The organism is Streptomyces sp. HUAS TT11 (assembly GCF_051553595.1).
Taxonomy (GTDB): Bacteria; Actinomycetota; Actinomycetes; order Streptomycetales; family Streptomycetaceae; genus Streptomyces.
This window is the reverse complement of sequence record NZ_CP196184.1, coordinates 385838-399629: the sequence shown is the minus strand read 5'-3', so window position 1 is coordinate 399629 and position 13792 is coordinate 385838. Positions and strand designations below refer to the sequence as shown.

Annotated in this window: 12 protein-coding genes; 5 read left to right on the top strand and 7 right to left on the bottom strand. The window is 68.3% G+C overall.

Translation table 11 applies throughout. The features are described 5' to 3' along the window. Positions 1 to 164: 164 nt before the first annotated feature. The 3 genes from ACSHXN_RS02020 to ACSHXN_RS02010 form a co-directional block, all read right to left on the bottom strand. Positions 165 to 1169, bottom strand: a complete 1005-nt coding sequence (locus tag ACSHXN_RS02020; RefSeq protein ID WP_438302503.1) for an LLM class flavin-dependent oxidoreductase — start codon at positions 1167 to 1169, stop codon at positions 165 to 167. Between the two features lie 704 nt (positions 1170 to 1873). After that, a complete protein-coding gene (locus tag ACSHXN_RS02015; protein ID WP_355136551.1) occupies positions 1874 to 2527 on the bottom strand; it encodes a mycothiol-dependent nitroreductase Rv2466c family protein in 654 nt (217 codons plus the stop codon). 49 nt (positions 2528 to 2576) lie between these two features. Then, the gene (locus ACSHXN_RS02010; protein ID WP_355136549.1) at positions 2577 to 3416 is read right to left on the bottom strand and encodes an oxidoreductase; all 840 of its coding nucleotides are present in this window, start codon (positions 3414 to 3416) and stop codon (positions 2577 to 2579) included. Positions 3417 to 4009: 593 nt separating this feature from the next. Here ACSHXN_RS02010 and ACSHXN_RS02005 point away from each other — a divergent pair. After that, positions 4010 to 4705: a type 1 glutamine amidotransferase domain-containing protein gene (locus tag ACSHXN_RS02005; protein ID WP_438302502.1), complete on the top strand. Its 696-nt coding sequence runs from the start codon at positions 4010 to 4012 to the stop codon at positions 4703 to 4705. Between the two features lie 365 nt (positions 4706 to 5070). Here ACSHXN_RS02005 and ACSHXN_RS02000 read toward each other — a convergent pair whose 3' ends face one another. After that, positions 5071 to 5979 (bottom strand): helix-turn-helix transcriptional regulator, encoded by a 909-nt coding sequence (locus tag ACSHXN_RS02000; protein WP_355136545.1) that lies wholly within the window; start codon positions 5977 to 5979, stop codon positions 5071 to 5073. Positions 5980 to 6193: 214 nt separating this feature from the next. Between ACSHXN_RS02000 and ACSHXN_RS01995 the strand changes: the two genes are divergently transcribed. After that, positions 6194 to 7168 (top strand): aldo/keto reductase, encoded by a 975-nt coding sequence (locus ACSHXN_RS01995; protein WP_438302501.1) that lies wholly within the window; start codon positions 6194 to 6196, stop codon positions 7166 to 7168. A gap of 551 nt (positions 7169 to 7719) precedes the next feature. After that, positions 7720 to 8367, top strand: a complete 648-nt coding sequence (locus ACSHXN_RS01990; protein ID WP_383358361.1) for a penicillin-binding transpeptidase domain-containing protein — start codon at positions 7720 to 7722, stop codon at positions 8365 to 8367. Positions 8368 to 8563: 196 nt separating this feature from the next. On the opposite strand, the gene ACSHXN_RS01985 is transcribed toward ACSHXN_RS01990, so the two are convergent. Both ACSHXN_RS01985 and ACSHXN_RS01980 read right to left on the bottom strand, forming a co-directional pair. Beyond that, on the bottom strand, positions 8564 to 9832 hold the full coding sequence (locus tag ACSHXN_RS01985) for an MFS transporter (RefSeq protein ID WP_438302500.1): 1269 nt from the start codon (positions 9830 to 9832) through the stop codon (positions 8564 to 8566). A gap of 381 nt (positions 9833 to 10213) precedes the next feature. After that, positions 10214 to 10360 carry a hypothetical protein gene (locus ACSHXN_RS01980; RefSeq protein ID WP_356113869.1) on the bottom strand — a complete coding sequence of 49 codons (147 nt, stop codon included), beginning with the start codon at positions 10358 to 10360 and terminating at the stop codon, positions 10214 to 10216. 295 nt (positions 10361 to 10655) lie between these two features. Between ACSHXN_RS01980 and ACSHXN_RS01975 the strand changes: the two genes are divergently transcribed. Next, positions 10656 to 12134, top strand: coding sequence for an MFS transporter (locus tag ACSHXN_RS01975; protein WP_355136535.1), 1479 nt, complete (start codon positions 10656 to 10658; stop codon positions 12132 to 12134). Positions 12135 to 12507: 373 nt separating this feature from the next. On the opposite strand, the gene ACSHXN_RS01970 is transcribed toward ACSHXN_RS01975, so the two are convergent. Further along, the gene (locus ACSHXN_RS01970; protein ID WP_438302499.1) at positions 12508 to 12828 is read right to left on the bottom strand and encodes a hypothetical protein; all 321 of its coding nucleotides are present in this window, start codon (positions 12826 to 12828) and stop codon (positions 12508 to 12510) included. A 180-nt stretch (positions 12829 to 13008) separates the two neighbouring features. On the opposite strand from ACSHXN_RS01970, the gene ACSHXN_RS01965 reads away from it, so the two are divergent. Then, a complete protein-coding gene (locus ACSHXN_RS01965; RefSeq protein WP_438302498.1) occupies positions 13009 to 13653 on the top strand; it encodes a DsbA family oxidoreductase in 645 nt (214 codons plus the stop codon). Positions 13654 to 13792: the final 139 nt, after the last annotated feature.

The window sequence follows — 13792 nt, the reverse complement described above, 5'->3', positions numbered from 1 at the left end:
CGCACCGGGCGCCCGGCCGTCTTCTCACGCCGAGGAGGAGCCGGCTCCCATGCCGTGTTCCCGGTCGTCCTCGCCGGGAACGAAGTGGATCGGCAACTGCGATGCTGCCGCCTGTAGCGGACGCAGGCGCGCCGTGCCCGATCTCGCCACCGGTCATGCGAGGCTCAGGCGCCCACCGGTCCGCTGACGTCCGCGAGGAGTTCCAGGGATCGCAGCCACGCATTTCGGTCGACGGCCAGTGAAGCGACGATCAATTCGTCGGCCCGGGCGAGATCGGTGAAGCGGTCCAGGTAGTCCCTCACCTCGGCCGGAGTTCCGCCAGCGGTGCACGCCATCTCACGTTCGACATGCTCCAGCACCTGTTTCCCCGCCGGCGTCTCGAGGACCGTCCTCGCTGCCTGCGGAGGGACCTCCACTCCGGCGCGGCCGAGCAGCTGGATCACCCGACGGCGTTTTGCGGCCAGAAGGTGCTCGTGGGCCTCCGTCGAGGTGTCCGCCGCGACAACGTTCACTCCGGCGATGACATGCGGTTTGTCCAACTGGGCGGACGGCTCGAACTCCCGCCGGTACAGGGCCACCGCGTCCTTCAACGCGTTCGGGGCGAAGTGAGACGCAAAGGCGAACGGAAGCCCGAGCGTGGCCGCGAGGCCTGCCCCGAAAAGAGACGAACCGAGAATGTACAGCGGCACGTCGGTGCCCTTGCCCGGTGTTGCGTCGACACCACGGATCCGGGATCGACCGGTCAGATACCCCTGGAGCTCCAGGACGTCCTCCGGGAAGGTATCTCCTGATTCCGGATCGCGGCGGAGGGCGCGCAGGGTCTGCTGGTCGCCGCCCGGAGCCCGCCCCAGCCCCAGGTCGATACGGCCGGGGTACAGCGTTTCGAGGGTCCCGAACTGCTCCGCGATGGAAAGCGGGGCGTGGTTGGGGAGCATGATGCCACCAGCCCCGAGACGGATCGTGCGGGTCTGCGCGGCGACATGGGCTATGAGCACACTCGGCGCGGAAGAACCGACGATGGACATGTTGTGGTGCTCCGCGTACCAGATGCGTCGGTAGCCCCATTCCTCGGCGCGCTGGGCCAGGTTCACACTGGCCCGGAAACTGTCACCTGCCGTCTCACCGGTGTTGATGTAGGCGAGATCGAGAATGGAGAGTGGAGCGCTCACAGTTGGTTCAAACCTTTCTTTGCGCTATCACGGAGGCATGCCCTGCCAACGTGTTGTGCGCCAACAGACACGTAGCGCGCTTTGTTCCTCTCGCCTCCGCGTGACCCGGGACTGGCAGGGCGCGCCGAGGCGCCCACGCCCGGCTGCGCCGCGCCGCTCAGGGATGGGCGAATTCCAGCGGGACGAGGCCGGTCAGACCGGTGACGCTGTTGGTTGGGCACAGGTGTTCAAGAAATCTTGGAGGCGGCGCGTCCATCAGGATCGGCAACGTTGCAGATCACCCGTAGTGGCTCGACCGCGGCCAGGCTGCGCTGCGACCGTGCCCAACTCACCGGTCCGTAGGCGACCAGGGAGAGCGCACCTCCCGCGTCGCCCGCGGTCAGGACAGCCGCTTGCAGACTGACGCATCGCCTTCCGTCTCGGCCCGGTCTCCAAGGAAGAAGGGTCCCCGCCGTCGGCGGAGACCCTTCTCGTCCTCTGTGTCCTCGGGGTCTACCCCACTTGTTCCGCGGCCACGACCTGTGGCGCGCGCGGCCGGACTTCCGCCATGTGTGTCTACCGCCAGCCACGTTTCGGGCGTTATCGCAAGGCGCGGACAACCATGTACCAACCGCCGGCAGGCGCAGCCCGGAGGAGCTGCGCCTGCCGGCGGGAACGGGCCCGGTACCGCGCGGAATGCGTGCCGACTGCCCTGGACATGTGCGTCAGCTGAAATCAGGACCGCCCGTACGGGTGCGCTTGATTTCGTAGAAGTTCGGGGTGGAGGCCACGGTGATCACGCCGTCCCAGAGCCGCGCGGCGTCCTCGCCCTTGGGGGCGGGATTCACCACGGGGCCGAAGAAGGCTACGGGATCGCTGCCCGGTGTGGCGCCGGGGACGGCGATGATCGGACTGCCGACATCCTCGCCGACCAGGGTGATTCCCCGGGTGTGGGATGCTCGCAGTTCCTCATCGTAACGATCGGTGTCGCCGGCGGCGGCCAGGTCCACGGGCAGTCCCGCATCCCGCAGACCCCCTTCCAGCGTGGCGCGGTTCTTCGGCTGTTGCTGCAGGTGGTAGCGGGTACCGAGGGCGGTGTAGAGAGGCTCGACCACTTCGGGCCCATGGATGAGACGAGCGGCGGTCAGAACGCGTACCGGTGCCCAGGCGTCACCCATCAGCAGGCGGATGCGCTCGGGCAGTTCGTGCATCCGGTTCTCGTTCAGGATGGCCAGGCTCATGACGTGCCAGGACACCTTGATCGGGCGCCTGTCGGCGACATCGAGGAGCCATCGGGATGTCAGCCAAGTCCACGGGCAGATGGGATCGGCGTAGAAATCCACGGGGATCGGGGACGCGGGCGAGGCGGATGCGGTCATGGGAACTCCTCTTGGCGTTGCTACAGGTGTCGTTGTGGGGTGAGGAAGATCAGTCGTCGGCGCGGAAATCCGTGGACGCCGACAGCTCGGACCAAGCGGCCACATCGTCGGCCAGTTGCCGCTGACCCTGCTCGACCAGACGGACGGCGTCGGTGCCGAGCACAAGGTGGACGGGCGGTTTGTCACTGTCGAGGACCTGGAGCACGGCGCGGGCGGCGAGCGCAGGGTCACCGGCCTGCCTGCCGTCCTTCGCCTGGCGGGCGGCCCGGATCGGAGCGAAAACGTCGTCGTAGTCCGGTACGGTGCGCGGAACGCGGACCATGGAGCGGCCGGCCCAGTCCGTTCGGAACGAGCCGAGTGCCAGTGAGGTCACGTGGATGCCGAAACCGGCGACTTCCTGGGCCAGCGAGCCGGCGATGCCCTCCATGGCGAACTTGCTCGCGCCGTAGAAGGCCACCCCGGGCAATGCCGTCAGCCCCGCCATGGAGGACACGGTGAAGATGTGGCCACTGCGTCGCCGCCGCATGTGGGGCAGAACCGCCTTGATCACGGCCATGCTGCCGAACACGTTGACGTCGAACTGCCGGCGAGCATCCTCCATGCTGGTTTCCTCGACGGTGCCTTCCAGGCCGTACCCGGCGTTGCTGATCAGTACGTCGATCGGGCCGACGGTCTGCTCGACGGCGTCGACCGCCGTCGTGACAGCGTGGTCGTCCGTCACGTCCAGCAGCCTGGCGACGGCTCGCCCGGGGGCCAACGCCTCGAACGCGTCGACCTGCTTCGGATCGCGGACCGTGCCGACGACGAAGTGTCCGGCGGACAGGGCTTCCTGGGCGAAGGCCCGGCCAAGGCCACTGCTGACGCCCGTGATGAGGAACGTTCTGCTCATGCGAGTCTCCTGCGCAACGTGCGGTAGTGGTGACGGGTCGCGGGCATCGCCGCCGTACACCCGGCCCGTCGCTGCCGCGTGCGACGGTGACACATCGAGGTGCCCCGACTTCCGACATTCGGTTCCCGGCCCACCCAGGCTCCACTGCATCCGCCCTGCGCGGGAGGCAACGTATCGGCATTAATCGACCGGTCGTCTATGACGTTAATTGATCAGTTCACGGGTGTCAAAGGGGCGCGAGATCGAAGGCACGCCCGCAGGTCGTCGCGGTTTCGGCATGGACCCGACCCAAGGGCAGTTCTCAGTCATTGGCGCGACCGCTCAATACAAGATCCTTGAGGCATGTCAGCGCGCCGACCACGTCCTGTTCGGGTTTCACAACGTCGTGTTCTCCATCAGAGAACGGCCCCCGCCGACCGTCAGCCCCGGGGCGACACGGACGCCGACGCCGGATCGATGCCGACTTGCCGGATTGTGGTGCCGGGCGTGCAATGGGGGAGAAACTTTCACATGCCTGGTCAAGTATGTGGCCGAGCCGAATCCCGTCCACCCCCACCGGGTTCGGGGAGTGCAGGGGCTAGGAGGTAGGTGCCATGGCGAAAGTTCTGTTCATCGTGAGTGGGGCGACCTACTGGGTGCTCAAGGACGGCAGCAGGTACGCCACGGGCTATTGGGCGGAAGAGTTCGCGATGCCGTACAAGAAGCTCACCGAGGCCGGTCATGACGTCGTTGTCGCCACACCCGGGGGCGCGATCCCGAACGTCGACATGATGAGCCTTCGTCCTGCGATGGCGGGTGGTGAGGAAGCAGCACTCGAGCTGGAGGCGATCATCCGTTCTGCCGAGGTGATGCGGCGGCCCCTCAAGCTGTCGGACGTTCGCCTCGAGGACTACGCCGCGGTGTACCTGCCCGGTGGCCACGGTCCGATGTCCGATCTGGCGTACGACGCCGACGTCGGCCGACTGCTCACCGAGCAGCTCGCCTCGGGCAGGCCGCTTGCGATCGTGTGTCACGCCCCTTCCGCGATGCTTGCCACCAGGATCCATGGTGAGTCGCCCTTCAAGGGCTACAGGGTCACAGGTTTCACCAACGAGGAGGAAGAGGCCGTCGGATTGGCATCCAGGGCCCCGTGGCTGCTGGAGACCGAATTGAAGGAGAAGGTAGGCGTGGACTTCAGCCGGGGTCCGAAGTGGGAGCCGTATATGGTGGAGGACCGCAACCTCATCACCGGACAGAACCCCCACTCGGCTGCGATTCTCGGAGACCGACTGCTTCAGATCCTCAAGTGACCGCGTACCAGGCGGTGGTGACCGCCTGGCGCGGGAGCCTGCTGACGTAGGTCAAAAACGGTCAGTGGCACCTCAGCCACTGACCCGAAGGATTCCGGTTTCCCGGGCTGAGGTTTCGACCCCCCGCGCTCACACGTGTAGCACCCGCAGCCACACCCGAGCCCGAAGTCATGCCCCTGATAGGGCGTCCCCGCCCACAACCCTCGCGGGCCTCGAGCCCGCGCTCGTCGGAATCGACACGCCGGCGGGCCCGTTGGGGAACGCCGGGCCGGAGCCGACGCCGTCCGGCCCGCACAGGAGGGCGACCTGCCCTTGGCTCGAGTCACGGTAAGGGCCCGCCCGGAAGACGGAGTTGGGTTACTCCCTCAGCGTGCCTGGTTCCGAACGTCCGTATCGACGGTCTGCTCGGTGGGTGCGGGGGCGTTCGGGGTGCCGAGCATGTCGAGGAGGACCATCGCGTCGTGGTCGGGGCCTGCGACGTCGGCGTAGTAGACGACGAGGCGGTGGCCGGGGGTGTCTTCGAGCTGCATGGTCTGGTACCCGAAGGTGACGTCCCCGACCTGGGGGTGGCGGAAGTGTTTGGTGCCGGGGCGATGGGGGCGGACGTCGTAGCGCTCCCACAGGCGGGCGAAGTCCTCGCTCTTCAGAAGGAGTTCACCGATCAGCTGGGCGAGGTCCGGTGCGTCGGGGTCGGTGCCCGCCAAGGCCCTCAGACGTGCGACACAGCCGCGGATCCTCGTCTCCCACTCGGGGAACACGTCGCGGGCGGCCGGGTGGAGGAAGTAGTACCGGGCCAGGTTGCGCTGCTTGGCCGGCCAGCTCTCCATGCCCGCGTACAGGTGCAGGCCGCCGGGGTTGGCCGCGAGTATGTCCAGGGTGCGGCTGAGCACGTAAGCGGGGCTGGGCCGCAGGTTTTCCAGCAGGAGCTTGACGCCGGGCCGCACTGTACGGCTGGGCGCGGTGGGCGGCTCGGGAGCGGTGCGTGCAGCTCGTACCGCCAACTTCCGCAGATGCTCGTGTTCGTCCTCCTGTAGCTGCAGCGCGCGGGCGAGGGAGTCGACGACGGCGGGGCTGGGCCGGGTTTCCTTGCCGCGCTCCAGCCGGGTGTAGTAGTCGATGCTGACCCCGGCCAGGGTGGCCAGCTCCTCGCGGCGCAGTCCGGGGGTGCGGCGAAGTCCCGGCCCCGTCGGGAGGCCGACCTGCTCGGGGGTGACCTGGGTGCGGCGGGCGCGCAGGAACCCCGCCAAATCGTTGCTGTGCTGGTCAGGGCTCATGCAACCAGTGTGTCAGGTGGCATGAGCGTTGCGAGGCGGCCGTGGGGGCCGTGTTACTCCCTGGAACGCCCCTCCCCGGTACCGTCCGGCCTGCCACTCCATGCCTCCCGGACCGGACAGTGGAGGAGCCGCGGAGGACCGTTCGATCCAGCGGCTCTCCGTTCACGGGCTGTGATCCGTCAGCCCTCCGATCCGGTACGAAGGCAGACACAACATGCGTAACACCACCCTGGGCACTCATGGACCGCAGCTCGGCGTCATCGGCCTGGGCGCCATGGGGATGAGCTTCGCCTACGACATGGGCACCCCGCGTGACGAAGCCACCTCCGTCTCCGTCATCCACCAGGCCCTCGACCTGGGCGTGACCTTGATCGACACTGCCGACGTCTACGGTCCCTACACCAACGAGGAGCTTGTCGGGCGGGCCCTGGCCGATCGCCGAGACCGCGCGGTGATCGCCACCAAGGTCGGCATGGAGTGCATCGACCCCACCGGCGGCCCCGGTGGCGCACCGCTGGTCAAGCCGAACGGCCGGCCCGAGCATGTCCGTGCCGCCATCGACGCAAGCCTGCGCCGCCTGGGCACCGACCAGATCGACCTGTACCAGCTCCACCGTGTCGACCCCGAGGTTCCGCTCGAGGAGACCTGGGGTGCCCTGGCCGAGGCCGTCACGGCCGGCAAGGCCCGCTACCTCGGTCTGTCCGAGGTCAGCGTCGAGCAGATCCAGCGCGCTGAGGCCATTCACCCGGTCACCACCGTGCAGTCCGAGTTCTCCCTGTGGACTCGCGACGTCCAGGCCGAGGTCCTGCCCTACTGCAGGGAGCACGGCATCGGACTGCTGCCGTACTCGCCGCTGGGTCGCGGCTTCCTCCTCGGCCGTTTCAGCTCGTTCGACGAACTCCCGGAGAACGACCAGCGGCGCCGTCTGCCCCGCTTCCAGCAGGACAACCTCAGGGCCAACCTCGACATCGTCGGCAAGGTCCGCGCAGTCGCCGACCGCATCGGCGCCACCCCTGCGCAGGTGGCTCTCGCCTGGCTCGTCGCCCAGGGCGAGCACGTCGTGCCCATCCCCGGCACCAAGACCCCCAAGTACCTCGCCGACAACGCGGGCGGCGCGGACGTCCAGCTCTCCGCGGCCGACCTCGCCGACCTCGACGCCATCCCGGCCCCCGTGGGCGCCCGATACTGAGCGCTCCATCCCGGCACCAACCACCACGAGGGCGCGGCATCCCGCCGCGCCTTCGCGGTGCGTCCGACGGGGACGACAGGCCGGACACACTCAGATCTGCGGACGGTGCGCGGAGCTTGTGGTTGCCCGGCCGTCACACACCCACGTCTGCGGGATACCGGCAGAATCACTGTGTCTCTTCGCAGGGACTCTGGGACGTCAAAGCTCTCAGCATGGAGGGAGTTGGTCCCAGAGGCTTCTCGGCGGCGGGCGCCGTCGTGGTCAACGGGAATCGGGGGTGTACACCGCCCCAGAGCTCCCGTAGCCGTACAACGCCTTCGCCGTGCGCTGCCCAGCGCAGGGGCGAGGACGAGGGAAGGGCACGCGAGTACCTCCGGCAGCGAGTCGGCTTCGGGCGTGCCCGGTCCGTCGGCCCGGTAACGGCGGTGGCGCCTGACGGGCGGGCGCCACCGGGCCGGCGGAGGCACTTCGTTCTTCCGGCCTTCTCGGGGCGCTGACCAGACATATCGAGCCGCCGCAGACCGTACTCGTGCGCTCCCTGCACGGCGACGGTGGCCGCCAACGGCCAGGTCTTCCACAACGACCCGGGAGTGCGCGCCGATTCCGGCTCCACGCTCGCCCAGGCCTTTGCCGTGTCCTGCAACACATCCTTCCTTGATGAAGGATTCCACCACCTCGTGCACGACGGAGACGCCTCCGCCCTGCACGACGAGGCCGTGAACGTGTTCGGTATGGGCAGTTGGCCGATCGGCGGTGGGGTCGCCACCACCGACCCAAGCATCCCGCCGGACGTGCACGGCGGCGATCAGGCGGCCCAGTTCATCGGCCAGGGCAAGGTCACGGCCACACCTCTGTTCATGGCGTCGGTGGCGGCCACCGTGCGCAACACGGGCTTCGAGCAGCCGATCATTCTGCCCGGACAGCATCAGGAAACGGCGCCTCAGCGCATCTCCGCCCCCACCGCGGGTTATCTGCAGTCGTTGATGCAAGGAGTGGCGAGCGGAGGTACGGCCGCTCCGCGGCTGCACGGGCTGTCGGGTGTCGGAGCGAAGACGGGCACGGCCGAGGAGGGGGACCACACCAATGGGTGGCTGACCGCGTACGACTCGCGCATCTCGGTCGCGGCTCTGGTGGAGGGCGGCAGCTCGGGAGTGGACTCGGCCGGATATGTGGTCCGACGGCTGCTCGGCGGAAGTTGACGGTCGGATAAGTGGTGACGCGGGCCCGTACGACAGGCTCGGGGACTGGTGGAGGCCTGCGCTCTCCGGGTGGCCGGACCGTGATCCCCCTGCTGTCGTCGAGTTCCGTGGCGTATCTCCGTCTCGAGCAGGTGGTCGGCGCGCAGACGGCTTCGGCACGGTCCGGTCGTCATGAGGCCCGGTGGAACGATCCGATTCACTCCACGTGCGCGGCGACGTCCGCCATGCACGGGTCGTGCACGGCGGCCGCGGACTCGGAGCGAGGAGTGGGGACGAACCGGACCACCGCGATTCGCTCCGCGCGACGGCCGCTGAGGACGAGACCGGTCAGGGCCACGAGGGCCAGCACGACGACCGCGGCACCGTACTCCCTGGCGGTCTGCACGAGCCCTCCGCCATGCACGACCAGGATGCCGCCGATGACTGCCGGTACGCCCAGACCCAGATAGCACACGACGTACAGAAGGGACAGCACACCGGCCCGCTCGTGCGGAGCGACCTGGGGAATCACCATCCGGATGCCGCCCTGGAAGCCACTGCCGAAACCGAAGCCGGAGACAGCGGCACCCAGAAAGAATCCGGCGACCGAGGGCGCACCGCCCGAACCCGAGCCGATGGACACCAGGCTGATCGTCACTCCGGCGACCAGCGTAAGGATGCCGATCAGCATGACCACGTGCGTTGCGGTCCGGCGCAGAACCAGAATGGCCAGGCCGGCAAAGCCTGCGAGCACGAACAGCGGCAGTCCTCCCCAGACCACGGAGTCGGAGTGCTCGAGAGTCCGGGAGATGGCCGGACCCAGAGCGGCGTAGAGGCCGGTCAGGGCCCACACCGCGAACAGCACCGGGGCGGCGATGGCCACCGAGGCTCGGGCCGCGGTGGGTAGTTTGATCTCGGGCGCCAGGCTGGCCACGGCACCCGGCTTTCGGCTCACCGTCTCGCGCAGGGCGAGCACGGCGAGCGCCTGCAGAACGAAGACGCCGAGCAGCAGGAAGTAGACGAGGTGGGTCGGCGCCGGCAGGTACTGGACGATCAAGCCGGACACCAAGGCGCCGGTGGCAGTCCCCACCGCGGGTGCGAAGGAGTTCAGGAAGCCTCCCCGCCGGGGGTCGATGTCCAGCATGGCGGCGCCGAGGGCACCGACGGCCGCGCCGGTGCTCAGCCCCTGGATGACACGGGCGGCCATCAGTGCGTTCACCCCGTCGGCGGTGATGAACGCGACCATGGCCAGGGCCTGTCCCAGCAGTGCCGTCAGGAGCACCGGCCGGCGTCCCACGTGATCGGAGATCTTTCCGAAGGCCAGGAGTGAGACCAGCACGGCTACGGCGTAGACACCGAACACGATGGTGACGGTGATGGGTGAGAAGCCCCAGTGCCGCTGGTAGACGGCGTAGAGCGGGGTCGGTGCGCTGGACGCTGCCAGCAGTGACACAAGGATCGAGGCCAGCAGTCCGACAGAGGCCACTGGCCGCAGGAGGGGGCCTTTGGGGCGGGCATGCGCGGGAGACCGCCTGACCGGGCCACGTGTTGATGGACTTGTGTTCGCGATGGATGCAGAGCTCATGGCTACTTTCGGTACTGGTCCACGGGCCCTCGGCCGCTCTAGACAGATCTGTCTGGATCTAGGCGAACGTCCGCCGTGTGGCGGCTATTCCTGTTCCGGGAGCAGCCGAGGGTGCCCTGCCCGTTATGTAGGCCTCCGGACACCGGCGTGCCATGCCTGCCGGGCGACAGCAATGTGCGGCAGGCATGAAGCGGCGTCCGGGGCGGCCGCTTCGCCGTTCCTGGGTGGGTGCCGGAGGGAACGCCGACGCCCGCCGGGGTCACGGCGCCCGGGTGGGCAGGCTCAGCCGGCGAGGCCGCTGTCGATCAGATAGATCGCGAAGGAGAAGGTGACGATCGACAGCAGGGTACTGAGCAGGATCATCTGCTGGGCGTAGACGCCCTTGACCGAGAACACCAGCGTGGCGGCGAACATCAGGGCGGGCTGCACCGGTAGCTAGAGCCCCATGCGGATCACGAGCGACCTGTGAGCCGGCAAACGCGACGCTCATGGAACCGAAGCGGTAGGGTCCCGTTCGAGTTTGTCCGTGCATCTCGGTTCGGCTCGACACACGTGACGACGCCGCATTGACGGCAAGGTTGTGCGCGGCGCTCCGCGGGCACCGGACAGCGGTCTGCACCGCATCGGCGCACAGAGGCGTCCCCATCTCGAATGACCTGGGAATACGCGTCAGCAGTCGCTGACTTCAATTCAGCGATGACGGTTGGTGACATCAAGGAGAGTCGTGGACGGTTCCACAATGGGTGAGCTGCGGTCCGGACGTCAGAGTGCGCTCGTTCCGGTACTGGTCTCGCTCGGTATGCTGGTCGCCGTGGTCAGCAGCCTCGGTGCGCCGCTGGTGCCCACCATTGCCGCCGAGGAACACGTGTCACTGAACGATGCCCAGTGGTCGCTGACAGTCACGCTGCTTGTGGGGGCGGTGGTCACCCCGGTGATGGGGCGACTGGGTGACGGGCCGCGTCGCCGGAAGGTGATTATTGGTGCCCTCGTTGCGGTACTGACAGGCTGCGTTCTTGCGGCGCTGCCGCTGGGCTTCGGCATCCTGGTGACGGGGCGAGCGCTCCAAGGGCTCGGACTGGGGCTCACCCCGCTGGCCATTGCAACCGCTCGCGACGCCTTGCTGCCGGAGCGATCGGGCCCAGTGGTGGCCCTGTTGTCCATCACCACCGTCGCCGGGGTCGGCCTGGGCTACCCGGTCACCGGGTTGATCGCGCAGTCCTTCGGGCTGCACGCCGGATTCTGGTTCGGGGCGGCGGCGGCCGCTGCCGCACTGGTCGCGGCTGCCGTAGTCCTGCCGCCGTCCCCGCGGCGCACTGCGGCCCGCCTGGACGTTCCCGGTGCGATCCTGCTGGGCGCGGCACTCGGCGGGTTGCTGCTCGCTCTGAGCGAGGCCGAGACCTGGGGATGGCACTCCGTGCGGCTCCTCACTCTGGCCGGGACCTCCGCGCTGCTGCTCGGAATATGGGCCGCGCACGAGCTGCGGACCACGCAGCCACTGGTTGACCTGCGGCTGACCAAGGACCGCACCGTGCTCACCGCCCATGTGACCGCGTTGGTGGCAGGCGTGGGTATGTATCTGCTGCTGTCGTTGGTCACCCGTTTCGTGCAGACACCGCGTGCGGCCGGCTACGGGTTCGGCGCCTCCGTGGCCCTGACCGGGCTGGTCCTGCTGCCGTTCTCCCTCGCCAGCGTCGCCGCCGGCCGTGTGGTGCCGCTGCTGGCTCGGCGGGCCACCAACGCCCTGGTACTGCCGCTCGGGTGCCTGATCTCCCTTGCCGCCGCGCTGGCCTTCGCCCTGGCTCACGACCGGCTCTGGGAGTTGTTCACCATCATGGCGGTGGCCGGATTCGGCGTCGGCTGGATGTTCGCGGTAATGCCCGGACTGATCATGGGATCCGTGCCCGCCCACGAGACAGGCAGTGCGATGAGCTACAACCAAGTGCTCCGCTATGTCGGCTACTCCACCGGAAGCGTCCTGAGTGCCACAATCCTGCAGGCCCACACTTCCGTCGGCCGGTCTCTGCCCACGAGCGACGGCTACCGAACGGCCGCCCTACTGGCCTGCGGGGTCTGGGCCGCAATGATTTTGGTGACCTCGATGCTGCCCTCGCGGCGCGGGCAGCGCGGGAACGAGCCCGCCTTGACGGGCCCGGCTCCCACGTCTCGCGTGCCGGGTGAGGACGTGACAAGAGTGGTGCGGTGACCCGCGTCGAGGCCGACGTGCAGGCAGGGCCGCGCGCAGCCGCGCTCGTACCCCACGCTGTGCGGCGAGGAGGCTTCGAAGTGGTGCCTCATCTGCTACGCCGACAGACGTGCGGGCGACGATCCCCGGCGCCGCCGGTCCGGTACCTCCGGAAAGGGGGTGGCCTGTACATCACCGCGTTCCATGCGGAGATGGAGACGGCAGCGCGCTGCACTGTCGGCGTGAGGGGCCGCGGCGACCGCCTCCCTGCTTCGGGCCTCGCACGTCGTTCATTGGGCGAGGGCCGGTGGCGCGGCCCGACCACCGGGGCCGTCCGTTCCGGAGATGCAGGGCTGTTGATGGACGGACTGATCGGCTGGCATCCCGACGGTGCTCACCGGTTGGCGGCTTCCGTCTCACGGGGCATCGCGTCCCGGTGTGAAGCACCCGATCCCCGGCGAACCCAGAGCACGCACGGCCACAGGGCGAATGCGATGGACACAACTCCGGCCAGAGCGATGGAAGTTGCCGCACTGGTCACCCGCGCGACGCCGCCGACGAGAGCGGCCCCGATGGCCGACGCGGTGACGTTCATCGGCGCTGCCATGCCCATTCCCTGGGCGCGTTCCTGGTCGGGCGGCAATTCGGCGAGGAAAGACACCGACAGCGTGACCTGGACGGCCCACAGAGCGCCACTCGATCCGAAGATGGCCAATGCCAGGTGCGTTCCGACGGGCAAGAGCACACAGGGCAGCCGGCGCGCGAGCCTTATTGGTTTCCCTCGGCATACATAGACGCCCGGTCGTCTATTATTACAACCGGGCGGTCGTTCGAGGCTTTGAGTCGCCGAGCGGTTGCTTTGGGTAATCCAACTGATGACGGGAGATAGAGCAGGATGCGTGTCGAGATATGGGCTGACATCGCCTGCCCATGGTGCTACGTGGCAAAGGCCCGCTTCGATCAAGGTCTCGCCGCCTTCGCCCACCGGGACCATGTGGAGGTGGTGTACCGGTCGTTCGAGCTGAACCCCAAGGCGGAAAACGGCACCGTGCCGATCATCGACGCGGTCGCGGCGCAGTATGGGCGCACCCGCGAGCAGCAGGTGGCCAGGGAAGAGCAGGCCGCGGCCATGGCGCGAGGCGTGGGTCTGGGTTTCCGCATCGGTGGACGCGTCTTCGGGAACACCTTCGACATACACCGGCTCATTCACTTCGCCAAGGCGCACGGTCGGCAGACCGAGTTGATGGATCTCGCCTTCCAGGCGAACTTCACTGAAGAGCGCTCGGTCTACGACAGGGAGACCCACATCAGTCTGGCCGTAGAAGCGGGGCTGGATGAGGCGGAGGCGCGAAAGGTGCTCGACGACCCCGACGCGTTCGCCGCAGAGGTGCGCGCCGACGAACGACTGGCGGCTGATCTGGGCGCCACCGGCGTCCCCTTCTTCGTGCTGAACCGGCGTTACGGAGTGAGCGGCGTGCAGTCGGCGGAAGCGTTCACCCGCGCGCTGGACCAGGCATGGGCGGACCGACCGGCCGCCTGAAGGCTGCGCTCTGAGACCTGCGCCCACGACGGCTGCATGCCCGGCGCTTCCCTGACCGCCGGGCCGAACATTGAGCCGGGGTGCAGGCGGTCGCCTGTCCACGATGGGGCGGCAGATTGACGGGCCCACGCGCCAGGAC

Bases quoted from the DNA above. Each gene is read 5' to 3' on its own strand.
- ACSHXN_RS02015 (WP_355136551.1), bottom strand. From the start codon at position 2,527: ATGACCGCATCCGCCTCGCCCGCGTCCCCGATCCCCGTGGATTTCTAC.
- ACSHXN_RS02010 (WP_355136549.1), bottom strand. From the start codon at position 3,416: ATGAGCAGAACGTTCCTCATCACGGGCGTCAGCAGTGGCCTTGGCCGG.
- ACSHXN_RS02005 (WP_438302502.1), top strand. From the start codon at position 4,010: ATGGCGAAAGTTCTGTTCATCGTGAGTGGGGCGACCTACTGGGTGCTC.
- ACSHXN_RS02000 (WP_355136545.1), bottom strand. From the start codon at position 5,979: ATGAGCCCTGACCAGCACAGCAACGATTTGGCGGGGTTCCTGCGCGCC.
- ACSHXN_RS01995 (WP_438302501.1), top strand. From the start codon at position 6,194: ATGCGTAACACCACCCTGGGCACTCATGGACCGCAGCTCGGCGTCATC.
- ACSHXN_RS01965 (WP_438302498.1), top strand. From the start codon at position 13,009: ATGCGTGTCGAGATATGGGCTGACATCGCCTGCCCATGGTGCTACGTG.